Source organism: Brevibacillus sp. JB24b (assembly GCF_051713385.1).
GTDB classification, from domain to species: Bacteria; Bacillota; Bacilli; order Brevibacillales; family Brevibacillaceae; genus Brevibacillus_B; species Brevibacillus_B laterosporus.
On the sequence record NZ_JBNVQV010000001.1, the window covers coordinates 652992 to 679272 of the forward strand.

Genomic DNA, 26281 nt, shown 5'->3' on the forward strand with positions numbered 1-26281 from the left:
GAGATCAAGGTTATCGCAAAAGAGAAAGGATTTTACGAAATGAAAATCGCAACGGTTTTACGTAATGATGATCATACACGCCAGGTGGATATAAGGTTGCGTGAAAAGCTAGCTACTTCCACCTTGCGTACCTATCGGTTTCTAGACTCCAAAAGCCAAGAGAAACCAGATATGGTTTTGTCTATTGGAGGTGACGGAACCATGCTGGAGGCTGTTCATCAATATGGATTTGAACCGCATTATATTGGAATTCATACGGGGCATTTGGGATTTTATGCGGACTGGCATCCTGATCAATTGGATGAATTTGCGGAGGCTTTGGAGCAGGTAGACCCTTTAATAGCGGAGTATCCAACCGTTTCCTGTCAAATCCGCACCAAGGATGGACAGCTGTTGGAGAAGTGGGCACTAAATGAGCTAGTCATTCGCAATGCCAGCCTTTCTTCCTTGGTAGTCTCCGTATTTATTAACGGAGAAGAATTTGAACATTTTCGTGGAGACGGTCTTATTATTTCATCACCTTCAGGAAGCACTGCTTATAATAAAGCGGTGGATGGTGCTTTATTACATCCTTCGCTGGAGGCAATCCAACTAGCAGAAATTGCTTCAATCAATAATCAATCCTATCGGACGATAAACAGCGCACTAGTTTTACCTAAGCACCATCATGTAGAGCTTGTTATCATGAACCCTGAAATTATGCTTGGCATGGATCGAGAGCAAGGCGTATGGAAAAATGTTGATTCAATCACCTGTCGTGTGGGTCTTCAAAAGGTCAAATTCGCTCGATATAAACGCCTAACCTTTTGGGATCGCGTGCGCAAAGCTTTTATTCATGGTTGATACTTCAAAATATTGGATTTTAGTCTTAACATGTTCCCATTCTTTACCGATATAATTATAAGTGATATCAATTTAATGATGCAAAGATAATCAGAGGATGGGTGAACGTATGAAAAAGAATAAGTTTTATAAAGTATTAGGATTGGGTTTAGCTATTTGTATGGCTTTTGGTATGCCGACTACTTCCGTTTTGGAAGCCGCTACGAAGTCTGCAACCAAGCCTGTTGAAAAAGTTCTGTCTTCTTTGAAGATTTCAGCCAATACTTTAGCGCTTGAAGCAGGGAACACCAAATCACTTACTCTAAGTGCACAATACACAGAAGGAAAACCTACTTCTGTCACTTCAAAGGCAGCATGGAATACGTCAAACAGCTCGGTAGCAACTGTTACTAACGGTAGAGTAAAGGCTGTAGGAGCTGGAACAGCAGTTATTACAGCCAACTATATGGGGAAATCAGTTACCACGACTGTAACGGTAACTAAAAAGCTAAAAACATTAGAAGTAAGCTCGAAAAAAGTGGATTTACTTCGAAATGATTCAAAAAAGGTTTCTGTGACGGCTGTTTATACGGATTCCTCCAAGGAAAATGTTACAGATAAAGTAACCTGGCAGGTAAAAGGAAATGCAGTTACTGTTGATAACGGATTAATTAAACCAAAAGAAGCGGGTTCAGCTACTGTAACAGCAAGCTTTGGTAACAAAAAGGCAACTGTAAGCGTACAAGTCGACCAAATAAATAAATTGGTGGTTACGACGCAGCAGCTACACCTGTTCAAAGACGATGATGATTTTGAGATAAAAGCTACTGCTGTCTACAAAGCAGGATCAAACGAGGACGTTACCTCTAAAGCAACATGGACAAGCACTAATACGGATGTCGTGACAGTTAAAAATGGAAAAATTATTCCACGCAAGGCTGGTAAAGCAACTGTTAAGGTGAAATTCGGTAACAAAAACGTAAACATTACAGTTAATGTTTACTAAGAAGAGCATCTCAATAAATTAAAAAAGCAGTAGCTGGTGTAGTCGAACAACACCTTCCAAATAAAAATCTAATCCCCTTCACATAACCAGTGTGATTAACACGATGGTTTACGTAAAGGGGATTTTTCATGGGCAATAAATAAACCTTAGTCCAGCGAAATGAGGACTAAGGCTACTTGAAGTTGATAGTAGTCAGGTTCTATGAGATGGAGTATCTTCATATCCTTTGGTCTTGTGTGATATCTACGGTGTTTCAATAATGGCTACAGGTCTTGTCCAAGCTCCACTTGCTTTGTCGATTTTAATGGGAAAACAACTAATTTTGAAGCCATGTGGTGAAGGGATATTATCTAGGTTGGCAAGTTTTTCGATTTGGCAGTATTCTTTATCTCTACCAACGTAATGAGCTGCCCAGAGAAGTCCTTCCCGTGGGTTTTGTTTGTAGTTTGTTGCTTGAATATTCAAAGGGATGTCCCAGCCCCAGCCGTCAGTACCCATGACCTTGATTCCCTGATCGATAAGCCAGCGAGTTGCTTCTTCGGATACGCCAACATGAATATAGGCATAGTTGTCATTGGTAATTTTTTTATCGGCATCAGAACGAATTAAAACAATATCATATGGTTTTAGCTGATAATCCATTTCTTTTAGCTTCTGAATCAGGTCATTTGTCGTAATTTCATAGCCTGATTCCTTGTCACTGAAATCAAACAAAACACCGTCAGCAAAAAACCATTCTAGCGGTAGCTCATCAATGGTTTTGGAGGGTTTACCTTCTGAAGTCGGCCAGTAATGCCAAGGGGCATCAATATGTGTTCCCGAATGAGTATTTGCGGTGACAGTCTCTGTTGCCCAGGCTTTTTTCTCCGGAAAGTCTTCAGGTTTGAGACCTAGTATTTGCGCTCCCTGAATGGCACCTTCTTCATGGGAAGAGTAATCAATTTTTGCTGGTAAAGGCTCCTTTATGCTAGGACTAAGGGTAACGCTTAAATCAATAAATTGTGGTTTTGTCATAAATTCCTCCTCTGGCCACAGCTATTCGATAGTTTCTTCTAAAATAAATGCGTGTGGAAAATTATCCTACTGTTTTTTCCTTCGATTGACAATAACAACATGGTGAACTATGTTTAAACGAGATTATTTTTTACCTTTTCTACCTTTTTAAAGATGTCAATTCCTAATCCAGCAAGTACCCCGATAGCTTCTCTTACAGGTAATTTCGGCATCTTGAATTCTTCTTGTATGACCTCTTCTACCTCTTTCGTATTGGAAAGAGAAATAAGCTGTTCTTTCCCACTTTCATCTGCGATACTAAATTCATTATTGTGAATGGTTAGCTTCCGGTGTTGATCTAGTTGAAATAATTGAATGAACAAGAGAGACATAAATTTTCTATCTAGATCAAATGATTTTGCAACCGTATCAGTAAAATAGATTAGATTTTTCGTGACTGTTGGATCAAACGTCCAATCTTGTTCAAGTAATTGCTTTTTAACGTATCGGTTGTAGACATAGCGTCCCGGATTTTTTGTATCTGCAACTAAATGGACTGAAATGTCAGCGTATTCACTACAGTTATCTGGATTACGTGTAAAATCAACTGGTTCAAAAAAGGGAGCACCTGAGGCACAATCTACATATAAAGGTATGCCTGGGTCATCAGGATGATCAACCAGAATGCCAATATGTGTTTTGCCAACGGGCAGTAATTTGGCTTTGAATCCAAGCTCTAATAAGAGTTGTTGTAATGTTGAATTAAGCACGTAGCAGGTTCCACCAAATTGCATGGTATGCAGGTGTAGAGTGACAATATCTAGTGGGGGAATGTAGAAGTTGTTTCGGCTATATTCTCGATAGTAAATCAGTTTACTAATATTTTCAAAAGGTATCGTCGATAGATGGTTACGACAGATTTTTTGTAGAAATTGGAATGAAGGCTCTTCTTGTTTCAGATGTATTTTGTGCAAATAAGACTCAGCCCACGTTGGTAATTTCATAGCGATTACCCCCTTCATTTTGAAATAAATAGAGTATTTCCTACTAGGTGTTAAATAGTATTTTAATTGTAAATATTTAGATAAAAATGAGCAAGATATTTATCTAGACAGCTTGTTGCGAAGTGATTTGTTCCCTGATTTTATGTTAGAAAGAGCTAGTTTGAACATTATCCAAATTATTACTTTATTGTAACAAATGAACTTATAAACTGTCTAATAGAGCAATGCTACTGGAATTCTTCCCATCACTTATAAACGAAGGAGAAGGTATATATGAAACGAAAGGTACCGAGACGTAAGATGATAGGAATGCTGTACACCACTTGTATAGTAACCTTGGTTCTAAACCTAGCCTGGGTACAAGCAGACGTAGTAAAGTCAGCTTCACCATTTACTAAAAATACAGGAAAAAGTGGAGAGAAGGCAGTAGTCATCCCCTTGAAACAGCAAAATCCCCAGAAAGCTTGGCCTAAAGAATGGCGTGAGAGAATTGAGCATCTGATAAGTAGCTATGAGCCATGGAGCCAGTACCAGATTGTTAAAGGAACATTTCGCCGAGAAGAAAGTCGGGAATACTGGGACGTTCAATTGATAAAAGGAGAAGATGAAAAGCTATCTCTTACGATCAATGGAAAAAATGGTCACTTATTGCGAGCGCTATCTATAGGTGTAAAAAGCAAGCCTGGCCATTATTTGCCCGGCGAAGGGGAAGCTGCAAAACAAGCTCAGGTATTTCTTGAAAGGATGCTGGGCAGAGAAGCTAATGAGTATCAGATAGCATCTAATTTACCTTATGAGCTACCGGTTAGCCAAGCTGCTACTGAACTTGACAATATATTACAGGGGACCAGAGTGATTACGTATCAGCGTGTTAATACCAAAAATCCATCTGAGGTAGTCGTTGATGTTATACGAATTGGAGTAGACGGAGAAGGGAAAATAAGGAGCTTTGTTCTTGATGTTATATCCTGAGGGATTGATATGGATAATTTTACCGTATAATAAAAAGCTAACTTGACTGCAAAATGACATTTACTACTATTCAGGCTTTTTCAACGAATAGTTTTTAATTAGTTGGGCAATACCAATCCTAGGAACACTAGGATGGAGGAGTAATATGCGTTCACTAATGAACTTTTTTCAGAGGGCTAACTTACTAGCATGGATTATTGGGTTGTTTATTGCTCATATTGTCATGTATCTTAGTCTGGGGACTCCGACGTGGTTTGCAACCTCGTTACTAGCAATATCTGTATATGCCGTATTTTTTATGGTCATGAAAATGGTTGCCCAGCGTTATAATGAGAAGGAACGGGAAGGGAATCGGTAGATTTAGTCTCTTTTTCAAACGAAAAACATTTACTTGTAACAGTAAAGAGCGTACAGAAGATGCACGAATAGCTCCTGTACGCTTTTCTCTTATGCGCAAAATAGAACGCTACCATTTTCCGAACCATTGTAATACGATAATGCAAGCACCTAAAGCGAATACATAGTAGGCAAAGACTTTCATTGATCCGCTACTGATCAGTTTTATCATCCAACGAATAGCGATATATCCTGTTATAGCAGCAAACATAGCTCCTACCAGCATAGGAATAATACCGCTTGGTAATACGGGCTGTTCCACTAAATCTTTGACCTGTAAAACGCAAGCTCCTAAGATAGCTGGAAGAGATAGCAAAAAGGAAAAACGAGCGGCATCATTTCGATCAATTCCTCTTAACAATGCACCAGCAATTGTGAGGCCAGAACGAGAAATGGCTGGTAAAATAGCCGCTCCTTGCAAAGTACCGATAAATAAGGCATCTATGTAATTGATTTGTTCAAAGTCTCGTGTACCCTTGCGCATGGATTCCACGGCCCATAGAATCAGCCCCGTAGCGAGAAACTCTACCCCGATGGTTTGCCCAGTCTGTGAGATTTTCTCGAAGTAATCTTTGAAAGTCAGACCAATAATTCCAGTTGGAACGGTACCTACGATCAACAAACGAGTTAATTTGCTGAACGGATGGCGAATTACATAGATAATTTCAGTCCAAAAGACAATGACAACGGCAACAAGTGTCCCTAGATGGAGTAATGTGTCAAATAACAGACCAGCTTCACGTAATCCGAACAATTTGCCAAACAGGACAAGATGTCCCGTGCTTGATATAGGCAAAAATTCGGTAAATCCTTGAATGATACCAAGAAAAATTGATTCTATATATGCTAGCATGCTCTTCTCTCCTCTTAGGATGAATTACTACTCGATAAGACAAGTGTATGCAGATAAGGAGTCGGACTTGCTGTTTTTATGGATAAAAATTTAGAAAGATGTTTATTGTAAATGATGGGCAATGAAAGCTGTTCCTACAGATTGAGGTGTGAAAAAGCTCCATTTTTTATTCATTTTTTGCAAAATCCTTACAAGCTGTGAAGTCTCACGTGGAACGCACCAACAGATTGTGTATAATGAGGGGACGAAGGGATAACCTTACGAAATATATTGAGCGTGACATAGAGTAGGAAGTGACGAAATGAGAGATAAGCGACAGTTTGGTAATAGAGATGGACAAGGAAGAGGAGGACGTGGTGCCAGAAGCGGCGGAGGTAGTGGCAGACAGCAAGGCGGCCGCTTTAGCTCTTCGGGTGCTGGATACAGAGGGGATGGCAGGGGAGCCAGCTTTTCTGAAAAGACGATGCCAGCTCAGTCTACGAAGTATAATGCAGGGATGATTGTTTCTTTGCCTGTTTCTAGAGTGGAAGAGTATGGATATTTTCTAACAGATGGCGAAGTTGATATCTTATTGCATCAAAACGAAGCGACAGACCAGTTAGAGCTAGGCGATACCGTTAAAGTCTTTTTGTATCACGACCATGAAAATCGCTTAGCAGCAACAATGCAGATGCCTTTGGTGAAAGAGGGCGAGTATAAATGGTTAGATGTTGTGGATGTTTCTACACGCGTAGGCGTCTTCTTACATAATGGAATTCAAAAAGACCTGCTGGTATTTAAAGATGATCTGCCTAAGGAATGGGAAGAGTGGCCACAAGCTGGGGATAAATTGTTGGTGACCTTAAAACTTGATAAACGCGGTCGTCTTCTAGGACAACCAGCCACTGAAGATATCATTTGGGACTTATCTCGGAATGCATCTAGCGAAATGAAGAATCAATGGGTAGAAGGTATCGTGTACCGTGTGTTTATGGAAGGTGTATTCATTTTCACTGACGATAAGCATATCTTATTTATTCATCAGGATGAAATGACTGAATCCTTGCGCATGGGACAAAGAGTACGAGCACGGGTCAGCTATGTGCGCGAAGATGGCCGCTTGAATGGGTCCATGCAGGAACGTAAAGAAGTACGTTATGGAATTGATGCTCAGATACTTTTAGGCGTGCTAAAGGAACGTGGAGCGATGCCATACACAGATAAATCTACGCCAGAAGAGATTAAGGATCGCTTCGAAATGAGTAAAGCTTCCTTTAAACGTGCCATGGGCAAACTCATGAAAGAGGGCCTGGTTGAGCAAGTTGATGGCTGGACACATCTTAAAAAGGAAGTTTATATGAATCATCAGAGAGAACTAGAAGAGAATCTAGAATCATAAACAAGTAGCTAAAACCCTCCTATGGAGGGTTTTAGCATGTAGCATAAGCTTGAATAGATAAAATAGAGATATCGTTAGGTAACGATAATGGGAAAGCTTTTTAAACCATAAATGGTAGTGCTATTTTTAATAGGCACCGGGCGATTGATATCGTGGAATGAAATACGTTTATCGTTTTTTAATAATTCTGTCAAAGATATTTTTGCTTCTAATCTGGCTAAAGGCGCGCCTAAGCAGAAATGAATGCCCTGTCCAAAGGCAAGATGAGGATTTACCTTTCGGCTGATATCAAATGTAGAAGCATGTTCGAATACTGTCTCATCTCGATTAGCTGACCCTATCCATGAAATTACGATCTGATCTTTTTTTAGTAGATTAGTACCGATTTCTACATCCTCTTTTACTCTACGAACGACTCGCTGCGCTGGAGAACGATAGCGTAATGTTTCTTCCAAAGCTTGGGGAACAAGGGACAAATCTTGTTGGACTTGTCTATAAGCTTCGGGATGTTCCAATAGACTATACATCGCATTAGAAATAAAGTTTGTTGTCGTCTCATTTCCTGCCACTAATAATAATTTACAAAAAGCCACAAGTTCATCAATGGAAATTTTACTGTCTTCGCTTTCAGCCTGAATAAGAATAGATATAATATTATTTTCTTGATGAGGGTTTCTTCGTTTTTGATCAACAATCTCTGTAAAAAAGCTGGTTAACTCCTCGTCGGCCTGTGTACGAACCGATAGGAATTGTGCCAGATGATCTGGATCATCGGTGTCTGGAGAACTAACAACGATATCTGACCATTCTTTAAATTTCGGCATCTCTGACGAAGGAACCCCCAACATCTCTGCAATTACAATGACAGGTAGCGGGTATGAGAAATCCTGTACTAGATCAAATTCTTGTTTATCTTGTACGTTTTCCAGAAGCTCCTTCGTGATTTCTTCAATACGTGGGGCCCAGGATTTCATCATTTTTGGAGTAAAAGAATGCATAACAATGGAACGAATATCTGTGTGCATAGGCTGATCCATGCCAATCACACTTCGATTAAATGGAGATGCTCTTTTTGGAGGCAATACACTAGAAAAATAATTTTTATCTTCCATTACACGCTTGACATCTTGATATAAAAAAACGTTCCACATGTCTGCCCTTTCATTATAATAAACGGGAGTTTGGTGCCTCATTTTTTCGTACCACTGAAAAGGATGATAAGGATCTAGTTGAACTTCTTCATCTCTAAAATAATTGCTAGGAATCATAATAAAAGATTGTTTAAAGTCATTCATGATACTATTTCCTCCTTTAAAAATGTCGAAAATAATTAAACTGAATATCATTCACTGAATGTAATTCAGTTTATAAAACAAGTATAAATGATGGAAGATAAAATGTAAATTTTTTACTTCCGAAGATTGTATGCTGTATATTGGAAAAATTGATACAATATTTTCTAGGGAGTGGCAAATGCTTTCGCAAAATGTGGTTTTTGCTGTCTTCCAATACGTACATGTTACTAGGAGAATAAATACTATGCAGGAAAGAAAATTAACCAAGCGACAAGAAAAAGCAATAGAAACAAAGCGCACTATTTATCATGTAGCTCTGGATTTGATAAAAGAAAAAAATTTTGAAAGCATCTCTATCGAGGAAATTAGTAAGAAAGCAAATGTATCAGTGGGAACATTTTATTACTACTTTAGTTCCAAGGAAGAAATTTATCTTTGTTTATTTCAGGAAATAGATAAACGCTTTGCTCTTGATATACAAGCTGACGAAAAGCAAGAGCCAACAAAAGATCAGCTCTTACATTTTTTTGTTCAATTGGCAAAGCATACGTCTGAATTGGGGTTGCACATTAATAAGCAGCTTTATCATGGAAATAATCGACTGTTTACTTTAAAAAATTCCTCTACATGGACAAAACTTCAGGAAATTATTAATCGGGGGCAAGCTAGACAGGAATTAACGACTGATTTCAAAGAGGGCGAAATACTTGAATATTTAATTATGCTCTCTAGAGGAATTATTTTTGATTGGTGTATCCATAATGGGAAGTATCCACTGGTTGAGGCTATGCACAAGTATATGAAGAAGACAATTTCATCTATATGTAAGTAAATAAGAATAGTAGAAAGCAAAGGAGCCTAAGTTTGGAATCTGTCATATTTCCAGAAGCCTCGTTCTATAGATATATCAATTTGGTTACACACGGGGATAAAGCAGATTTTTCCTCCTGAGATATGTTAAGATGTTTTATAGCAAAAAACCAAAGGAGGAACTTTAGCTTGCAAGCGAAACCGATTCATAAGCCTTGGCAATTACTTTTTCGCGTCTATCGCTACATTTTGCCCTTGCTTGAGCAAGAGTTCGCTTATTGGTACGAACGAGCGAAAGAAATCCCAAATAGGGAACTTCGAAAACAAGCCATAGCCAGCATGGATTCCAAGAAATTTCATTGTCAGGGTGGCTCTGTTTATGCTTCTCAAGTTATTTCTTATAAAGAAACGCTGGTCAAGCTAATCGTAGCTTATCAGACAATCAGTGATTATCTAGATAATTTGTGTGATCGCAGTACATCACTTGATCCAATTGACTTTCGCCAGCTGCATTATTCCATGCAGGATGCACTAACTCCTGATGCACCGCTAAGAGACTACTATGAGTTTCGTGAGGAAAAGGACGACGGGGGCTTTTTGACTGGATTGGTTTTGCGATGTCAAGAGATGATTCAAAAGCTACCTTCTTATAAAGATGTTCAGCAACATATTCTGAATTTATCTACGCTCTATAGCGATTTGCAAGTATATAAACATATCGCCCAAGAGAAGCGGGAAGAAGCTTTATTAACATGGTGGGACCAGCATAAGGAAAGCTATCCTGAGATAGAATGGCAAGAGTTTGCTGCAGCGACTGGTTCAACAGTTGGTATTTTTGCGTTGTTTTGTTTGGCAACAGAGCCTGTGGTTGATCAGAAGGAAATCGAAGCATTACATCATGCCTATTTTCCTTGGATAGGTGGAGTACATATTTTGCTAGATTATCTGATCGATTTGGAAGAGGATCGGGAAGGTGGAGATTTGAACTTTGTCAGCTATTATCAATCTGACGAAGAAGCGTATGAGCGGCTGCAATACTTTATTGAACGTGCCAAACGAAGCATTGATCAATTGCCTCATCCTGCGTTTCATCGCATGATCGTTGACGGGCTACTTGCTTTTTATTTGGCCGATCAGAAAGTAAATCGGGAACAGCCGCAAATTTATACGATTTCCAAGCGTTTATTAAAAAAGGCAAGTAGTTTCACTTCTTTTTTATTTTACGTTAACAGCCTATTTATTCGCCGGAAAGAAACATGATTTATGGACGAAGATGCTTCTTTTTGTAAGAGAATCCAAACCCCATCAAACAGGTTGCCAATACTAAGCAGCCAATGATGCCCAGTGTGCTTTTCAGCCCAATAAAGATACCTACTCCTACCAAGCAGAAGGCAACTAATACTGCAAGGCAAAAAGTCACCAATTTATATTGATTCATCAGGGAATACCTCCTTTGTTGACGGTGTTCCTATTATACCTTATTTTTTCGGTTTGTTTTACATTTTCTGAATATGGAAGTGCCGTTAAAAATAGTATTTCCTCGACACGTCCTATCTTCATAAGCCTTTGCCAATCTCATTAGGTTGGTGAAGGCTTTTTTAATGCAGAAATAGGAAGTGTAATTTCTCGATATACTTGTGGAAGGTATTGACACCAATAAAAAAAAGAAGTAGTGTATTAATTGTACTAGATGATATAGTACACACCGAACGGTAAGAGGTGGTTGATTATTATGATCCTGATTAATGAACGAAGTCCTTCGCCCATTTATGAGCAGATCATTCAGCAAATAAAAGAGTTGATTCTAAAAGGGATACTACAGGAGGGAGAAAAATTGCCATCGGTACGAGAGCTGTCTGGCATGATTGTCGTAAATCCAAATACAGTGAGTAAGGCATATCAGGAATTGGAGAGACAAGGAATAATCGAGACATTGCGTGGAAAAGGAACTTTCGTTGCCAAGCAGCAGGTTCCTCGGATGGAAATAGAACGTTTGGATAAATTTCAGGAATCGTTAAAACAAATCGTTATTGAAGCAAGTTACCTAGGGATTAGCACACAGCAAGTACAAGAATGGGTTGAGAAGTACATGTTAGAATTACGAGGTGATTCAGATGCTTAGTTTATATAATGTAAATAAAATAATAGATGAAGAAGAAATATTACATAACATTAGCTTTGAAATACCTAAGGGTGTAATTGTCGGTCTTGTTGGTCGTAATGGATCGGGTAAAACAACATTATTGCGTACAATCATGGGAATTTTGGATACGGATGGGGGGAGTGTGGAGTTAAATGGTCGCTCCATACACCAACATCCAGAATGTAAAAGAGACATGCTTTTTGTTCCCGATTCTCCTGAAGCGCTCCATTTTTATACACCGGATGAATGCGCCAAGCTGTACAAAGCTATGTATCCTAACTTTGATCATGATCACTATGTAACGTTGATGGAGCGTTTTAAGCTTCCGAGACGCAAAAGAATTCGTCAGTTCTCTAAAGGAATGAAAGCACTGGCATCACTGATCCTAGCGTTCTCCTCAAAGGTATCCGTAATTATACTAGATGAACCAACAAACGGAATTGATCCGATAGTCAAAAAACAGGTACTAGGCATGATTGTTGAAGAAGTTGCCGAACGTGAAGTAAGCTTTCTCATTTCTTCGCACCAACTAGAAGAGTTAGAAAGAATATCTGATATGATTATCATGATAAAAAAAGGAAGTGTTGAGGCAACGACCTCACAATCAGATACAGAGGAGAGGTTTAAAAAGTTTCAAGTGGTTTTTAAAGGAGATGCTCCACAGACACTGCTTGACTTGCCACAGGTCTATCTTCTCCATCAGGTAGGACGTGTACATACATTACTACTGGAGGACCCAACAGGATCAGCATTAGCCAGATTACAAGAAGAGCAACCGTTATTATTAGAAAAATTACCAGTTGATTTAGAAGATTTATTTATTACCAAGCTAGGTGGTGACGATTATGTTTCATAAAGCATTATGGCTAAAGGAATGGAAACAGAGTAAATCAATGATATGGTTATTACCATTTATCACCTTTCTCTGTATGGGCTTCACCCGTATGCAGAATACCTTATTTCTAACTGAAAACCAGGTCATTATGAACGTAGCTCAATTTAAAAAAGAAGGGGCAGAATTTTTTTATCTCGTTTCCAATAATTCAAATTATCTACTTGCTAGCTTCCCCCTACTTTTATTACTTGCTTTGACCTTGATGGGATCAGAGAGAAGAAGTTTAGTAAATGACTTTACTTTCTCGATGCCTTTTTCACGCAGAGATATTTATTTGACCAAATGGATGCTGGGAGCATCAGCGATTGTTATTAGTTTGATGTTGAATACTTTGATTGATATGACAGTTATTTTGGTATCACCTTTTAGAGAGTTTTTCATTTTGAAGGAACATCTTTATCCATTACTCCAGTCATCATTAGGTCTAATCGCATTTTATAGCTTCGTACTGATGATTGGAACCCTATCGGGTGGAACGATGGTTCAAGCCATGCTGTCCATAATCTTTAGTATCTTTCCTGTTGGAATTGCCTTCTTAATTAATGGATTTTTACAAATGAACTTTGGTATCCAATTGAATTTTGACCTATTTCCGATAAATCTCATTTTGTTGACAAGTCCAGTAGTATTGGTAAACCTGTTTGGAAAGCTATCGTCACCTTTATTAATTCCGTTTATTCATTTGCTTGTTACATTAGGACTCGGTATCTTCTTATATCAACGTAATCGATTAGAGAATAATGGCAAGGTTATTATGTTTCCAGCGATAGAGCCTGTTTTTTATGGGGGAGCTATTCTGTGTTTTGCCTTGCTTGGGGGGCTTTTTTCCTCAACTGTCATTGAGAAGGATTTATTCACGTATTACGCCGGATTTATCTCTCTAGGGGTTTTAGCAGCGATCGGATCTTACTTTTTACGTAATGCTCGGATTCGTATGTAATTCACATGTAAATGGATAGCCTTGTTGTCATATGCTAGATGGAGTGGGCGTACCACTATCTGGCTTTGCAACAAGGTTATTTTTTTCAAAACGGCTAGTAATAAGGGTTTGGTTTAGTACATTTTCTTTTATGACAAGAGGGGATCGGCAAAGTACAGCTTATTGATTATAATAAATGAAACATTCTGTCTCTCAGGAGTTGATTGCTTGCTGTTCCATGATGATGCTTTTACAGTAGAAATCTTGTCAGACTCTATCTCATTTTTACCAAAAGAATATGCTCTTCTGCAATTTTTATTTCAAAACCAGAATCAAAGCCTTTCGCGCGAACAACTATTAGATCACGTCTGGCCTCAAGAAGCGCCTATAGACCGAACAGTAGATGATCATATTTATCGCTTGAGAAAAAAGCTAGGGAAGTATATTCACTTATATGAAATAGAAACGATTCGCGGCAGAGGCTATCGTTTCTATGTAAAGGATAAGCATGGAGAGATTACTTCATTTGCTAAAAATACATTGCTTCAACAAAAAACAAGAGAGCTTTTACATACGTATCACTTTCTAGGTCTAGGAGAACAGCTAGTTACTATGCTGAGTCATCAACAAAAATGGGGGTTGCCTGTTGATGAAGATTTCAAGTGTCTCTCTTATTTCTCTAAAATAGATGTACAGCGATTGTTAGAATCAAATGATCATTCTTTTCAGCACCGCGCCTATTTTTTGTTACTTTTTTATATAGGCTTTTCAAAGAATACAACGAAAGCCTTACATTTCTGTGAACAGGCACTTCAATCAGGCTGTCTTCCTTCATATGGACAAACTGAACTACCGATAAATCTAATCTCTTTTTACGTGCAAACGAACCAAATTGAACAGGCTGCGCAAATTTTGAAGAGTAACTGGATAATGGCAAGAGAGCAGGGGAATGAGTGGCTTCATTTCTTACTCATGACGGAAGAGGTCATTTTTTATACAGCCCAATCTGAATGGGGACGTGCAGAACAATCCTTGAAAGAGCTAGAAGATTTGTTACCTTACTTCCCAGGATTACGGGAGAGTGGACTGTGGCAAATTCATAAGGGATTGCTTACCTCTATTAAAGGTAATGAACGTGAAGGGGTACTTGATTGGACAAAAGGGATAGAGGATCTACAACGTTCTCAATTCTTGCCTACCCTTTTGATGGCTTTGCAATACACGAGATATCTGGGGAATAAACAAGCAGCCTTAAAGATCATTAGTAAATTGGCAGAACAACAGTGGAAGCAACTACAGCATAAATTAGGCTGGGAGAAATATCTCGATCGACTAGAAGCCCAGTTGGAACAACACTTTTCTTAAAAAAAATGTTCTTTCTGATACTCCTCTGACATACCAACGGTAACATGTTGAAAGGAAGAGGAGGGTGGTATTTTTGGAAATTACTCAGAGAGAATCAGGTTCGGTGTCGGTGTGGAAGAATCACACTTTTCGTAAGCTTTTTTCGGCATATGGAATATCCAGCTTTGGTGGATGGTTTGACTATATTGCAATTATGGCCATCGTGACATTTGAATGGAAATCTTCTCCGCTTTTAATTGCTTTGTTACCGATTAGTTATGCTCTGCCAGGGATTTTATTGGGGCAAGTAGCAGGAGTATTAGCTGATCGCTGGGATAAACGAAAGGTAATGCTTGCAAGCAATCTATTGAGGGCCCTGTTCACCTTCAGTCTACTGTTTGCTTCGGGGGTATGGATTCTATATGGCATCTTGCTAATGCGAGCTACCTTGGAAGTAATTAATTTACCAGCAGAACAGGCTATGACTCGTCAGATTGTTAGTGATGATCAGCTATTGCAAGCCACAAGTCTTAATACACTCATTTTTCAATTAGCCAAAATTATAGGCCCACTTTTAGGAGCTTCTTTATTATCGGTCACCTCAAGTCAAATTTGTTTAGTTGTAAATGGAAGCTGTCTGTTGCTTGCTTGTTGTTTGCTAGGTTGGATAAGGCCAACGGAGAAGGAGATTACGTGTGGCGCAACCTCTCAAGATGTCCATGTAGAAAAGAGTTCGGATTCAAACAAGCAGCCATTCATTTATGCTTGGAAGGATGGATGGAGCATCGTATTAAGAAACAAAGTACTTCTAGTAAGTCTTTTCTTTATGTTGCTTGTTTCCATGACGATTCAGTTTGTTGATTCGCAAATGTCTGTGTTAGTAAGGGATATAGCTCCTCTGCATCCCGAGTGGATGGGCTGGGGCATAGCGTTGTTTGGTTTAGGTGCAATTACGATGATAGGTTTTCTTCAACGTCGGAGTGTAATGAGAGGATATGGGATTGCAATTGGAATAAGTGCCACGTTAATAGGCGGGTGCTTTATTTGGCTGGGGAGTATGGGAGCAGGTGTAGATTTCGTATTCATGATCCTTCCCTGCTTGATTGGAGGAGCTGGTACTGGACTTTGGTCGGTAACATCAAATTATTTGTTTATGAATGAAGCACCAAAAGAGGCAGTGGGAAGAGTTATGGGGATTGTGCAGTCTATGAGTAGCATGGTTTGGGTAATTGCCCCGCTCTTAGGAGGAGGCTTGGTGACCTTGGTGGGACCAAGCCTCGCTTTCCAGATCTGTGGTATCATGCTAGCTCTTTTAGGGATAGGTGCTATGCTGCTACAGCGGTACCTTTGGCCGCAAAGAAAGCAGAATGTGGCACGAGACATAAATGTGTCTTAAAGGAAGGGGGATATTAGCGTTTACTTGATTCCTCTACAAGTCCATATCTTTTCATTTTGTTATAAAGTGTGCCGCGTGACATTCCTAATAATTGCGCGGCCGCTTTTTTATTTCCATATGTGCGTTCTAATGCCTGTAATATTTTTGTTTTTTCCTTATCACCTTCTCTTCCGAACCGAGCTGGTACATATTCGTTGTGTACGCCATACGTGTCGGATCTTGTCTGGTTACCATTAGAAGGAGATACAGTAGATACTATATAGGTGGAAGACAGCTCTGTTGATGATAAGCTACCCGAATGAGTTTGATTATCTGAATTACGTTCATGAGTGGTTTTTAATGCGGCAGGAAGATGTTCCCATGTAATGACTCCATTCTCTTGTAAAATAGATAAACGCTCAATGATGTTACGGAGCTGACGAATGTTTCCAGGCCAATGATAATCAAGGAGTGCTTGCATTACATCCGGCATAATGCGAGGTACTGCGTGATCGTTAGCAAGAGAATATTCATGTAAGAAAATGGGGACTAATTCTAAAATATCCTCTAAACGTTCCCGTAACGATGGTAGCTCTAAAGAAAAAACATTTAATCGATAATATAAATCCTCACGAAAACGCCCCTCTGCCACCATTCTTTCTAGATTTTTATTTGTAGCCGCAATGATTCGTGTATTCACATAAATCGGTTCTGTTCCACCTACTCGATAGAATTGTCGCTCCTGTAGGGCGCGCAATAACTTCGCTTGCAATTCTAGTGGTAGTTCCCCGATTTCGTCTAAAAAGAGGGTACCTTCATGAGCCAGCTCGATTTTGCCAGGTTTACCTTTTCGCTCAGCTCCCGTAAAAGCCCCCCCTTGATAACCAAAAAGCTCGCTCTCAAATAGGGCGGCTGGAATGGCTGCACAGTTGATGGCTACAAAAGATTTTTTACTGCGTTTACTTACTTGGTGAATAGCCTGAGCAAATAGTTCCTTACCCACTCCACTCTCTCCATATATGAGGACAGTAGCATCGGTTACTGCGACCTTCCGAGCTGTTTGCATAGCTGTTTGTAAAGCAGGCGAATGCCCCTTTATAGGGAAAAATGGATCGGTAGAAGCTTGGTAGCGAGTCATTTCTTGTTGCAAATTGTGTAAATGCTCAGTTGTATTAGTTAATTCCTCATGTAGCTTGACTAATTCGGTAATGTCCTGCTCAATCGAGATGGCTCCAATAATCTCTGATGATTGAGTGATTGGGGCAGAGTTAATAAGAACGTGTTGATTAGGGCGTGGGATATGGTATAACCTTTGAACGGCTGACCCCTCTGATAAAGCAATTTTTAAACGAATGGATTCGCTAGCGAAATGGTTATCCAACGGAGTACCCACAACATCTTCTTTTTTTATTTGATACAGCTTTTCTGCTGCCGGATTCCAATAAACAACCTGATTAGAAGAGTCTACAATGGTAGTCGCCTCACTCATAGTAGCTAATAAAGTATGAAGGAGAGCTTCTTGATTGTTAGCGACTGTGCCAATGGTTTCAAATAATTGTTCAAAGGGGAGATACCCAATAGGCTGTCCATCTGGGGAATCCAACACGAGTAGCTTTGTGCGAAAAGCTGAAATTTCTGATTGAGAAAGAAAGCTAGATACACAGAGAAAAGCTTGCCATAGCGTATGTGAACTAGGAATGGCGCAATATTCAGGCAAGTAAGAATGCATTACATTCCCAGTAAATCTCGCTTGGCTTGGAAAAAGCTCAGAGTTTGAAAGCGGTAACATGAATGCTGTTACCTTCATTTGCAAAGAGAAGAAGGATTTCATAGGATCACCTGTGCTGTTTGACATTATGAATGTTAACTTCACAAAAAAGACACTCTTAACCATTAGTGTACATGATTTTGAACAAAAGTGTACATAAATGTCAAAATACTATGTGTTTTCATACGATGGAACACCTGAAAGGGTAGAAATTGACGATTTCATGAGATTTTTCCTGAATTTGATAAGTTGGCATGATGCTTGCTTGGTATATAAAGCAGAAAGTAAATGTACAGGTAAAGCAGCTTGAGGGGGATGTAATGATGGAACAAATCTTAAAGAACTTTTTCTTATTCCTTTCTAAAAACCAAGGATTAAATAAAGCAGCCAAAAAATGGGGGCTTCGATTTGGAGCTAGGCGTGTAGTGGCGGGAGAAACTATCGCAGAAGCCATTCGCGGTGTCCGCGAGCTGAATCAAAAAGGGCTAGTCTGCACGCTAGATCATCTTGGGGAATTTGTGTTTAGCGTAGAAGAGGCCAATGAATCCGCTGATTATTGTATGAAAACGATTGAAGCAATCTATGAGTCTAAAGTGGATTGTAATCTTTCGCTTAAAATGACACAGTTAGGATTGGATATTAGTCGTGACCTATGTGTAAGCAACATGCGTCGAATTCTAGATACAGCCAAGCAATGTGGGAATATTTTTGTTCGTATTGATATGGAGGATTATGCTCATAACCAAGTGACCTTGGAAATTCTTCATGAATTGTTACAAGATTATGATAATGTTGGTACGGTTATTCAAGCTTACCTCTATAAATCAGAGAATGATGTGGAGGCTGTGAAAGATAAACAAGTTAACCTGCGTTTGGTAAAAGGTGCTTATAAAGAATCACCAGAGGTGGCTTATCCAGCGAAAACAGATGTCGATGAAAATTATAAGAAGATTATTAAGCAACATCTCCAAAACGGTAACTATGCAGCGATTGCAACACATGATGATTCCATCATTGCATATGTGAAGCAGTTAGAGAAGGAGCTAGGTATTTCTCGGGATCAATTTGAATTCCAAATGCTGTATGGTATTCGTCCCCAATCTCAACTAGACTTGGCAAAAGAGGGCTATAAAATGCGTGTGTATGTTCCATATGGTAACGATTGGTATGGTTATTTCATGCGTCGTTTAGCGGAGCGTCCAGCCAATGTAGCATTTGTAATCAAAGGCTTGTTTAGCCGTTAATTTGTTAGCAAGACATGATAGATATTGGGATGTAAAATGATAAGAAGCCGAGTTTCTTGCATAGAGCTGAAAACGGGTACAATTCACCGGTGTCTATGCTAGAAACTTGGTTTATTTTATTTTCATGTGAATGCTGAAGATAAAGGGATTAGATTACCTGAATGATTAAATGGCACAAACATCTTCCAGTAGATGGAACATGAAGTCAGTTATCAATTCTGGTATGCTTATATTATGTATGGTAGAAGATAATTGGGAGCTATTAACAAATCCTAATGGAGTGCGTTATAATAAAATTGGTCGCCCACAGTGGATGACATTTGAGCTACGTACGGGGATGAAAGCTTACATAGAGAGTGAAAATTCAGTTCTATTGTTTACCTATAATTTATAAGCTTGTGGGGTAAAACGATCCGAAGATACATAATTAAATTTTTTTTATAAGAAAATTGAAGTTTTTTAAAGCAGGAAAAATGGGGTATAAATGTAGTATAATTATAATTATTCTAGTTGTGGGGAGAGAAACGAAATGGAGCTTACTGGTCAACGCTTGTTCGTATTATGGAGAACCTTTTCTCAACTTGATTTTCTACGTCAAATTAGAGGACGTGACATCCCGGATCAGTCTGTGAATGAATTAATTAACAAAGTAAAAAATTTAGATGAAGTGGAAGTATTACCGATTGATACAGAACAATTACGTGAAACGGTAATCAAACTTCGTAAATAGATAAAAGTAAGGATGCTCCGTTGCATTCTTTCTATTTGGGGTACCGTCAGGAAAATGCGGATTTACAACGCTAAGCACATTTCCAAGACGATTCCCCCATTTTTAACAACGCTAAGAAAGTTTCAATGGTCTTAGAGAATCTAATGAGACCACTTTCACTGAATTAAAATGGTATTCTCCTAGTAAATTGATATGTTCCCAGCCTAAAGGTGATATATGATGCAATAAGTCTTCATTAAAACTACCTGTCCGTTTTTGATATTCAAATGCTTTTGTTAGATGTAGGGTATTCCAGATACTGATGGCATTGATAATTATGTTTAATGCACTGGCTCTTTGCAATTGCTGCTGTATGGTTCGTTCCCTAAGCTCTCCTTGTTTTCCAAAGAAAATAGCTCTTGCCAGTCCATTCATGGCTTCTCCTTTATTCAATCCTTTTTGTATTTTCCTTCTTAAAGATTCATCCGAAATGTAATTCAGAATAAATATCTTTTTTTCTATTCGACCCATCTCACGTAAGGCTGTAGCTAAGCTGTTTTGTCTTGAATAAGAAATAATTTTGAGTCCGATAAATCTCTTATTCTTGGAGCAAATTTAAATCCTAATAAATGGGTCAATCCGAAAAAAGAATTGATCACTTGTAAATCGATAGATGGTGGCTCCTTTTCCAGTTCCGTAATGTGGGTTTGCATCTGCATGTAGTGATGAAAATTTACTAATACGGCTTGGGCTTTATTCATTGCATCTTCATACATGCGCCATTGAGACACATTGGCTAGTTGCTTATATGTAAGTCCGGGTGTTGCTTCAGCCATCTTACTCAATCCAATATTCATTCCCATTCCTAAAAGGGCAGCCATGATAATGATTGTTTCTTCTTTATCTGGCTTTCGATTATTGGAAGCATGAGTGAATTGCTCATGAAATCCTGTTAAAAAAGCAACATCCATGAGTAAATCGGTTAATTTTATTCTTGGGACCATCTGATAAAGGCTTGCACTAAATTTCTTTGCTTCTTCTGGAACATCTTTTTCTAAGCGTGAAATTGATAGCTTTCCTTTTTCAAGAGAAACTCCATCTAACTTGTTGGAATTGGCAGATAACCACTCTAATCTTTCATTAAGACTGCTGGTTCTCTCTGTCATATAATCTTCGAATGATAAACTAACTGATAACCTCGTATTTCCCTTCGTTTGATTCCATGTACCCTTTGAAAACAAATATTCCTCAAAAATCTCTATATTGTCTATTGCCCATTAATGGAAACATCACCAGCCCGAACATGTTCCCTTAGTTCTGTTAAGACAGCCATTTCATAATAATGACGATTGATTGTACCGTCATCCTCATATAAGTGTTTTTTCCAACGCTTTGAGATAAAGTCCACTGGTGAGTTGTCAGGTACTTTTCGCTTTCCAGATTCGTTCATTCCTCGGATAATCTCTACAGCTTGTAAAAGTGGTTCATTTGCCTTTGTAGAATGAAATTCCAATACCCTTAATAGCGTTGGCGTATATTTTCTAAGTGAATAAAATCGTTTTTGCAGTAAGTCTAAATAATCATAGTCGGCAGGACGTGCAAGCGCTTGAGCTTCTTCCACCGAAGAGACAAAAGAATTCCATTCAATAACGGATTCTAAAACCTTAAAAACGTCTAATTTTTCCTCTTTTGCTTTGATTAAAGCTTGTCCGATGTTCGTAAAGTGTATAACCTTCTCATTTAGCTTTTTACCGTTTTGTTTCTGAATTTCTTCCTGAGCCTTAGCCTTTTGATAGCAGACTGAGAAAATCTATAAGCAATTCTCTACCTCTTGCAATTTTCATACAGTATCATCTCATTTCTACAATTATTCAGTTAATTGTTTCAATATATATCAATAGTGTAATATGCTTGATAATAAATAAAATGGTTGACAGTAATGAGAACGGTTGTTATATTCCGTGAGGTGAGAAATGAAGATACCCTTAAAGTATGCTAAAAGTTCTTTGTGGTTATTATCAGGGTGGTTTATCTTATTTCTGTTAGAATTGCCACTATCATTTTTAAACTTATTCATTGTAGCTAAGCAATGAATATTATGTAAAAGAGATTATAGAAGGAACCGGCACCCCCTTTAACATACGATGTTTTTCTTAAAGAAAAGAAATCGTCTTCTGTACAACAAGATAACCGTTGAGGGTTATTTGTTAATGATAAATTGATTGGTATAGTATCGTATTATTGAACGGATTCCGATTGAGAAAAGTAAATCCATAAAGGAGAGTTGATAACGATGAGCGATAAAATACTTGTTGTGGACGATGAACATGAAATTGCCGATTTGGTTGAGCTATACTTGAAAAACGAGAATTATACGGTTTTCAAATACTATACCGCCAAAGAAGCGTTGGAATGTATAGACAAGACCGAGCTTGACCTTGCCATATTGGACATCATGCTTCCCGGCGCAAGCGGCCTCGCTATCTGCCAAAAAATAAGGGACAAGCACACCTATCCAATTATCATGCTGACCGCGAAAGATACGGAGGTAGATAAAATTACAGGGCTAACAATCGGCGCGGACGATTATATAACGAAGCCCTTTCGCCCGCTGGAGTTAATTGCGCGGGTCAAGGCGCAGTTGCGCCGATACAAAAAATACAGTGGAGTAACGGAGCAGAACGAAAATGTTATCGTCCACTCCGGCCTTGTCATTAATATAAACACGCATGAGTGTTTTCTGAACGAGAAGCCGTTATCCCTCACTCCCACCGAGTTTTCAATCCTGCGCATCCTCTGTGAAAACAAGGGGAATGTGGTTAGCTCCGAGCAGTTATTTCATGAGATATGGGGCGACGAATATTTCAACAAGAGCAACAACACCATCACCGTGCATATCCGGCATCTGCGCGAAAAAATGAACGACACCATTGATAATCCGAAGTATATAAAAACGGTATGGGGGGTTGGCTATAAAATTGAAAAATAAAAATAAGAATAAAAAAACCGATTATTTCAAACTAAAAAGAAAACTCTACCTGTATATCGTTGTGATTGTTATGGCAGCAGTTGTATCCGTGTTGTTTTTGCGTTTATTTATCAAGGGGACACTTGGGGAGTGGACCGTACGTTTTTTGGAAAACAGTTATCACTTAGAGCGTCAGGACGCGATGATAATATATCAGTATACCATACGGAACAATATAGAAATCTTTATTTATGTGGCAATTGCCATTAGTATTCTTATTCTATGCCGCGTCATGCTTTCAAAATTTGCAAAATACTTTGACGAAATAAATACCGGCATTGATATACTTATTCAGAACGAAGATAAACAAATTGAGCTTTCTGCGGAAATGGAGTTCATGGAACAGAAGCTCAACACTTTAAAACGGACTCTGGAAAAGCGAGAGCAGGATGCAAAGCTGGCCGAACAAAGAAAAAATGACGTTGTTATGTACTTGGCGCACGATATTAAAACGCCCCTTACATCCGTTATCGGTTATCTGAGCCTGCTTGACGAGGCGCCAGACATGCCGGTAGAGCAAAAGGCAAAGTATGTGCATATCACGTTGGACAAAGCGTATCGCCTCGAACAGCTAATCGACGAGTTTTTTGAGATTACGCGGTATAACCTCCAAACGATTACGCTCACGAAAAAGCACATAGACCTATACTATATGCTGGTGCAGATGACCGATGAATTTTATCCCCAGCTTGCTGCGAATGGAAAACAGGCGGTTATCCATGCTTCCGAGGATTTGACCGTATCCGGCGACCCCGATAAGCTGGCGAGGGTCTTTAACAATATTTTGAAAAACGCGGCTGCATACAGCGAGGACAACAGCGTCATTGACATTACGGCGGCCCTCTCCGGGGATGTGGTGTCCATCGCTTTCAAGAACGCCGGGAGCATTCCAAAAGATAAGCTCGCTGCCATATTTGAAAAGTTTTACAGGCTGGACGATGCCCGTTCTTCCGATACGGGCGGCGCGGGACTTGGATTGGCGATTGCAAAAGAAATCATTGTTCAGCATGGCGGGCAGATTTACGCGGAAAGCAATGATAACTACACGACGTTTACGGTAGAGCTTCCAGCCTTGCCAGACTTGGTTGATAAAAGGGGTTCCTAAGAAATGAATATCGTTTCTTAGGAAAATCTCAAGGTCATCTTTACTTTTTCTTAGGAAATTAACAATTTAATATTAAAAAACGGCTCGTTCTTACGCGGTAGACTTAAAACCGTAAGAACGAGCTTTTTTCGTTTCGTCAGAGAAAGATATGACAAGTTTACCGCGATTGGCATCCCCGTTTTATTTCTTATTGGTGCCTTTCGCAGAAAGGAATGGTCTTAATTATGAAAAACATCGGCATTACCGTTTATGGATGCGATCAGGATGAGGCAGATGCATTCCGTGCCCTTTCGTCGCGCTTTGGCGTTATGCCCTCGATAATTAACGCCGACGTGTCGGAATCCAACGCCATATCCGCCCCTTTCAATCAATGTATCAGTGTGGGACATAAATCAGAGGTTTCCGCGTCTATTCTTCTTGCGCTGAAGAGAGCCGGTGTGAAATATATCTCCACCCGAAGCATCGGCTGCAATCATATAGATACAACTGCCGCTAAGAGAATGGGCATCACTGTCAACAATGTGGCGTATTCACCGGATAGCGTTGCCGATTATACCATGATGCTGATGCTTATGGCAGTACGCAACGCGAACTCTATTGTGCGCTCTGTGGAAAAACATGATTACAGGTTGGACAGCGTCCGTGGCAAGGTACTGAGCGACATGACAGTCGGCGTGGTAGGAACGGGCCATATAGGCAAAGCGGTTATTGAGCGGCTACGGGGATTTGGATGTCAAGTGCTGGCTTATAATCGCAGCCAAAGTATAGAGGCAAACTATGTTCCGTTTGATGAGTTGTTGCAAAATAGCGATATCGTTACGCTTCATGTGCCGCTCAATGCGGATACGCGCCATATCATTGGCCACGAACAAATGAGGAGAATGAAGCAAGGCGCGTTTATTATCAATACAGGGCGCGGTGCGCTTATAGATACCGATGCGCTGGTTAAAGCATTGGAAAACGGAAAACTGGGCGGCGCCGCATTGGATGTATTGGAGGGAGAGGAAGGGCTTTTCTATTTTGATTGCACACAAAAACCAATTGATAATCAATTTTTATTGAAACTTCAAAGGATGCAGAACGTGATAATCACGCCGCATACGGCTTACTATACCGAACAGGCGTTGCGTGATACCGTTGAAAAAACAATTAAAAACTGTTTGGATTTTGAAAGGAGCTTGGCACATGGATAGAGTAAAAGTTGCAATCCTGTTTGGCGGTTGCTCGGAGGAGCATGACGTGTCGGTAAAATCCGCAATAGAGATAGCCGCTAACATTGACAAAGAAAAATACGAGCCGTTATACATTGGAATTACGAAATCTGGTGTTTGGAAAATGTGCGAAAAACCGTGCGCGGAATGGGAAAACGACAATTGCTGTTCAGCCGTACTCTCGCCGGATAAAAAAATGCACGGTTTGCTTGTTATAAAGAACCATGAATATGAAATCCACCACGTTGATGTAGCATTTTCGGTTTTGCATGGCAAGTCGGGTGAAGATGGATCAATACAAGGTCTGTTTGAATTGTCCGGTATCCCCTATGTGGGCTGCGATATTCAAAGCTCCGCGATTTGTATGGACAAATCGCTGGCATACATCATTGCGAAAAACGCTGGCATAGCTACTCCTGAATTTTGGGTTATTAATAAAGACGATAAGCCGGCGATAGATGCGTTTACCTATCCTGTTTTTGTTAAGCCGGCGCGTTCAGGCTCATCTTATGGCGTGAAAAAAGTCAATGGCGCAGACGAATTGAACGCCGCAATTGAATCGGCAAGACAATATGACAGCAAAATCTTAATTGAGCAGGCTGTTTTGGGCTGTGAGGTCGGTTGTGCCGTATTGGGAAACAGTTCCGAGTTGATTGTTGGCGAGGTGGACCAAATCAGGCTGCAGCACGGAATCTTTCGTATTCATCAGGAAGCCGAGCCGGAAAAAGGCTCTGAAAACGCAGTTATAACCATTCCCGCAGACCTGTCGGCAGAGGAGCGAGGACGGATACGGGAAACTGCAAAAAAAATATATAAGGCGCTCGGCTGTAGAGGTCTAGCCCGTGTTGATATGTTTTTACAAGATAACGGCCGCATTGTGCTTAACGAAGTCAATACCCTGCCCGGTTTCACGTCATACAGTCGTTATCCCCGTATGATGGTCGCTGCAGGTATAACACTTCCCGAACTGATTGACCGCCTAATCGTATTAGCGTTAAAGGGGTGATAAGC

25 protein-coding genes and 1 pseudogene are annotated in these 26281 nt (G+C 39.6%); 19 read left to right on the forward strand and 7 right to left on the reverse strand.

The features are described from left to right. Positions 1-39 precede the first annotated feature (39 nt). Together ACQV1I_RS03390 and ACQV1I_RS03395 are read left to right on the forward strand one after the other, a co-directional pair. Entirely contained in the window at positions 40-843 is an 804-nt protein-coding gene (locus ACQV1I_RS03390; protein WP_018672380.1) for an NAD kinase, read from the forward strand. 109 nt (positions 844-952) lie between these two features. Beyond that, complete coding sequence (locus tag ACQV1I_RS03395) at positions 953-1828, forward strand: hypothetical protein (protein ID WP_094701309.1); 876 nt, start codon at positions 953-955, stop codon at positions 1826-1828. Positions 1829-2071: 243 nt separating this feature from the next. Here the strand turns inward: ACQV1I_RS03395 and ACQV1I_RS03400 are convergent, their stop codons facing one another. Further along, on the reverse strand, positions 2072-2842 hold the full coding sequence (locus ACQV1I_RS03400) for a cyclase family protein (RefSeq protein WP_116334813.1): 771 nt from the start codon (positions 2840-2842) through the stop codon (positions 2072-2074). A gap of 113 nt (positions 2843-2955) precedes the next feature. Then, positions 2956-3825: an arylamine N-acetyltransferase gene (locus ACQV1I_RS03405; RefSeq protein WP_094701311.1), complete on the reverse strand. Its 870-nt coding sequence runs from the start codon at positions 3823-3825 to the stop codon at positions 2956-2958. A 273-nt stretch (positions 3826-4098) separates the two neighbouring features. Between ACQV1I_RS03405 and ACQV1I_RS03410 the strand changes: the two genes are divergently transcribed. Next, the gene (locus ACQV1I_RS03410) at positions 4099-4797 is read left to right on the forward strand and encodes a hypothetical protein (protein ID WP_116334812.1); all 699 of its coding nucleotides are present in this window, start codon (positions 4099-4101) and stop codon (positions 4795-4797) included. Positions 4798-4942: 145 nt separating this feature from the next. Beyond that, a complete protein-coding gene (locus tag ACQV1I_RS03415; protein ID WP_094701313.1) occupies positions 4943-5155 on the forward strand; it encodes a hypothetical protein in 213 nt (70 codons plus the stop codon). Positions 5156-5263: 108 nt separating this feature from the next. Here ACQV1I_RS03415 and ACQV1I_RS03420 read toward each other — a convergent pair whose 3' ends face one another. Then, positions 5264-6046 (reverse strand): undecaprenyl-diphosphate phosphatase, encoded by a 783-nt coding sequence (locus ACQV1I_RS03420; protein ID WP_094701314.1) that lies wholly within the window; start codon positions 6044-6046, stop codon positions 5264-5266. A 301-nt stretch (positions 6047-6347) separates the two neighbouring features. On the opposite strand from ACQV1I_RS03420, the gene ACQV1I_RS03425 reads away from it, so the two are divergent. Further along, positions 6348-7424 (forward strand): CvfB family protein, encoded by a 1077-nt coding sequence (locus tag ACQV1I_RS03425; protein WP_116334811.1) that lies wholly within the window; start codon positions 6348-6350, stop codon positions 7422-7424. A gap of 74 nt (positions 7425-7498) precedes the next feature. Here ACQV1I_RS03425 and ACQV1I_RS03430 read toward each other — a convergent pair whose 3' ends face one another. Continuing rightward, on the reverse strand, positions 7499-8719 hold the full coding sequence (locus tag ACQV1I_RS03430) for a cytochrome P450 (protein ID WP_094701316.1): 1221 nt from the start codon (positions 8717-8719) through the stop codon (positions 7499-7501). Positions 8720-8963: 244 nt separating this feature from the next. Here ACQV1I_RS03430 and ACQV1I_RS03435 point away from each other — a divergent pair, with 244 nt between their 5' ends. Together ACQV1I_RS03435 and ACQV1I_RS03440 are read left to right on the forward strand one after the other, a co-directional pair. Then, positions 8964-9551, forward strand: a complete 588-nt coding sequence (locus ACQV1I_RS03435; RefSeq protein WP_104149658.1) for a TetR/AcrR family transcriptional regulator — start codon at positions 8964-8966, stop codon at positions 9549-9551. 167 nt (positions 9552-9718) lie between these two features. Then, complete coding sequence (locus ACQV1I_RS03440) at positions 9719-10789, forward strand: tetraprenyl-beta-curcumene synthase family protein (protein WP_116334810.1); 1071 nt, start codon at positions 9719-9721, stop codon at positions 10787-10789. Position 10790: 1 nt separating this feature from the next. Here the strand turns inward: ACQV1I_RS03440 and ACQV1I_RS03445 are convergent, their stop codons facing one another. Next, positions 10791-10967 (reverse strand): DUF5325 family protein, encoded by a 177-nt coding sequence (locus ACQV1I_RS03445; RefSeq protein ID WP_161555116.1) that lies wholly within the window; start codon positions 10965-10967, stop codon positions 10791-10793. 294 nt (positions 10968-11261) lie between these two features. Between ACQV1I_RS03445 and ACQV1I_RS03450 the strand changes: the two genes are divergently transcribed. From ACQV1I_RS03450 to ACQV1I_RS03470, 5 genes are all read left to right on the forward strand, one after another. Next, positions 11262-11651 (forward strand): GntR family transcriptional regulator, encoded by a 390-nt coding sequence (locus ACQV1I_RS03450; RefSeq protein WP_018672392.1) that lies wholly within the window; start codon positions 11262-11264, stop codon positions 11649-11651. Next, positions 11644-12528, forward strand: coding sequence for an ATP-binding cassette domain-containing protein (locus ACQV1I_RS03455; RefSeq protein ID WP_094701318.1), 885 nt, complete (start codon positions 11644-11646; stop codon positions 12526-12528). The genes ACQV1I_RS03450 and ACQV1I_RS03455 overlap by 8 nt, the downstream gene beginning before the upstream one ends. After that, the gene (locus ACQV1I_RS03460; RefSeq protein WP_116334809.1) at positions 12518-13507 is read left to right on the forward strand and encodes a hypothetical protein; all 990 of its coding nucleotides are present in this window, start codon (positions 12518-12520) and stop codon (positions 13505-13507) included. The genes ACQV1I_RS03455 and ACQV1I_RS03460 overlap by 11 nt, the downstream gene beginning before the upstream one ends. A gap of 207 nt (positions 13508-13714) precedes the next feature. Next, on the forward strand, positions 13715-14851 hold the full coding sequence (locus tag ACQV1I_RS03465; RefSeq protein ID WP_275052260.1) for a winged helix-turn-helix domain-containing protein: 1137 nt from the start codon (positions 13715-13717) through the stop codon (positions 14849-14851). A 73-nt stretch (positions 14852-14924) separates the two neighbouring features. Continuing rightward, on the forward strand, positions 14925-16226 hold the full coding sequence (locus tag ACQV1I_RS03470; protein ID WP_161555115.1) for an MFS transporter: 1302 nt from the start codon (positions 14925-14927) through the stop codon (positions 16224-16226). 13 nt (positions 16227-16239) lie between these two features. Here the strand turns inward: ACQV1I_RS03470 and ACQV1I_RS03475 are convergent, their stop codons facing one another. Then, positions 16240-18036 (reverse strand): sigma-54 interaction domain-containing protein, encoded by a 1797-nt coding sequence (locus tag ACQV1I_RS03475; RefSeq protein ID WP_094701322.1) that lies wholly within the window; start codon positions 18034-18036, stop codon positions 16240-16242. Positions 18037-18296: 260 nt separating this feature from the next. Here ACQV1I_RS03475 and ACQV1I_RS03480 point away from each other — a divergent pair, with 260 nt between their 5' ends. The 3 genes from ACQV1I_RS03480 to ACQV1I_RS03490 all read left to right on the forward strand — a co-directional run bounded on the left by ACQV1I_RS03480 (position 18297) and on the right by ACQV1I_RS03490 (position 19947). Continuing rightward, the gene (locus ACQV1I_RS03480; RefSeq protein ID WP_094701323.1) at positions 18297-19217 is read left to right on the forward strand and encodes a proline dehydrogenase family protein; all 921 of its coding nucleotides are present in this window, start codon (positions 18297-18299) and stop codon (positions 19215-19217) included. 199 nt (positions 19218-19416) lie between these two features. Beyond that, complete coding sequence (locus tag ACQV1I_RS03485; protein WP_147304280.1) at positions 19417-19611, forward strand: hypothetical protein; 195 nt, start codon at positions 19417-19419, stop codon at positions 19609-19611. 135 nt (positions 19612-19746) lie between these two features. Continuing rightward, on the forward strand, positions 19747-19947 hold the full coding sequence (locus ACQV1I_RS03490) for a hypothetical protein (protein WP_003335469.1): 201 nt from the start codon (positions 19747-19749) through the stop codon (positions 19945-19947). A 204-nt stretch (positions 19948-20151) separates the two neighbouring features. Here ACQV1I_RS03490 and ACQV1I_RS03495 read toward each other — a convergent pair. Further along, a pseudogene (locus tag ACQV1I_RS03495) lies at positions 20152-21709 on the reverse strand (Tn3 family transposase); the annotation flags it as partial. A 510-nt stretch (positions 21710-22219) separates the two neighbouring features. On the opposite strand from ACQV1I_RS03495, the gene vanR-A reads away from it, so the two are divergent. From vanR-A to vanA, 4 genes are all read left to right on the forward strand, one after another. Beyond that, positions 22220-22915 carry a vancomycin resistance response regulator transcription factor VanR-A gene (gene vanR-A, locus ACQV1I_RS03500; protein ID WP_094701327.1) on the forward strand — a complete coding sequence of 232 codons (696 nt, stop codon included), beginning with the start codon at positions 22220-22222 and terminating at the stop codon, positions 22913-22915. After that, positions 22905-24059 carry a vancomycin resistance histidine kinase VanS gene (vanS, locus tag ACQV1I_RS03505; RefSeq protein WP_116334805.1) on the forward strand — a complete coding sequence of 385 codons (1155 nt, stop codon included), beginning with the start codon at positions 22905-22907 and terminating at the stop codon, positions 24057-24059. Before vanR-A ends, vanS begins: the two co-directional genes overlap by 11 nt. Positions 24060-24283: 224 nt before the next feature. After that, positions 24284-25252: a VanH-A/VanH-Pt family D-lactate dehydrogenase gene (gene vanH, locus ACQV1I_RS03510; protein WP_116334804.1), complete on the forward strand. Its 969-nt coding sequence runs from the start codon at positions 24284-24286 to the stop codon at positions 25250-25252. Then, positions 25245-26276, forward strand: coding sequence for a D-alanine--(R)-lactate ligase (gene vanA, locus ACQV1I_RS03515; protein WP_116334803.1), 1032 nt, complete (start codon positions 25245-25247; stop codon positions 26274-26276). Before vanH ends, vanA begins: the two co-directional genes overlap by 8 nt. The last annotated feature ends 5 nt before the right edge of the window (positions 26277-26281 follow it).

Coding starts and splice junctions, on each gene's coding strand:
- ACQV1I_RS03480 (WP_094701323.1), top strand. CDS start 18,297: ATGGAACAAATCTTAAAGAACTTTTTCTTATTCCTTTCTAAAAACCAA.
- ACQV1I_RS03410 (WP_116334812.1), top strand. CDS start 4,099: ATGAAACGAAAGGTACCGAGACGTAAGATGATAGGAATGCTGTACACC.
- ACQV1I_RS03485 (WP_147304280.1), top strand. CDS start 19,417: ATGAAGTCAGTTATCAATTCTGGTATGCTTATATTATGTATGGTAGAA.
- ACQV1I_RS03435 (WP_104149658.1), top strand. CDS start 8,964: ATGCAGGAAAGAAAATTAACCAAGCGACAAGAAAAAGCAATAGAAACA.
- ACQV1I_RS03455 (WP_094701318.1), top strand. CDS start 11,644: ATGCTTAGTTTATATAATGTAAATAAAATAATAGATGAAGAAGAAATA.
- ACQV1I_RS03445 (WP_161555116.1), bottom strand. CDS start 10,967: ATGAATCAATATAAATTGGTGACTTTTTGCCTTGCAGTATTAGTTGCC.
- ACQV1I_RS03460 (WP_116334809.1), top strand. CDS start 12,518: ATGTTTCATAAAGCATTATGGCTAAAGGAATGGAAACAGAGTAAATCA.
- ACQV1I_RS03390 (WP_018672380.1), top strand. CDS start 40: ATGAAAATCGCAACGGTTTTACGTAATGATGATCATACACGCCAGGTG.
- ACQV1I_RS03400 (WP_116334813.1), bottom strand. CDS start 2,842: ATGACAAAACCACAATTTATTGATTTAAGCGTTACCCTTAGTCCTAGC.
- vanA (WP_116334803.1), top strand. CDS start 25,245: ATGGATAGAGTAAAAGTTGCAATCCTGTTTGGCGGTTGCTCGGAGGAG.
- ACQV1I_RS03425 (WP_116334811.1), top strand. CDS start 6,348: ATGAGAGATAAGCGACAGTTTGGTAATAGAGATGGACAAGGAAGAGGA.
- ACQV1I_RS03475 (WP_094701322.1), bottom strand. CDS start 18,036: ATGAAATCCTTCTTCTCTTTGCAAATGAAGGTAACAGCATTCATGTTA.
- ACQV1I_RS03420 (WP_094701314.1), bottom strand. CDS start 6,046: ATGCTAGCATATATAGAATCAATTTTTCTTGGTATCATTCAAGGATTT.
- ACQV1I_RS03405 (WP_094701311.1), bottom strand. CDS start 3,825: ATGAAATTACCAACGTGGGCTGAGTCTTATTTGCACAAAATACATCTG.
- ACQV1I_RS03395 (WP_094701309.1), top strand. CDS start 953: ATGAAAAAGAATAAGTTTTATAAAGTATTAGGATTGGGTTTAGCTATT.
- ACQV1I_RS03430 (WP_094701316.1), bottom strand. CDS start 8,719: ATGAATGACTTTAAACAATCTTTTATTATGATTCCTAGCAATTATTTT.
- ACQV1I_RS03450 (WP_018672392.1), top strand. CDS start 11,262: ATGATCCTGATTAATGAACGAAGTCCTTCGCCCATTTATGAGCAGATC.
- ACQV1I_RS03490 (WP_003335469.1), top strand. CDS start 19,747: ATGGAGCTTACTGGTCAACGCTTGTTCGTATTATGGAGAACCTTTTCT.
- ACQV1I_RS03415 (WP_094701313.1), top strand. CDS start 4,943: ATGCGTTCACTAATGAACTTTTTTCAGAGGGCTAACTTACTAGCATGG.
- vanR-A (WP_094701327.1), top strand. CDS start 22,220: ATGAGCGATAAAATACTTGTTGTGGACGATGAACATGAAATTGCCGAT.
- vanH (WP_116334804.1), top strand. CDS start 24,284: ATGAAAAACATCGGCATTACCGTTTATGGATGCGATCAGGATGAGGCA.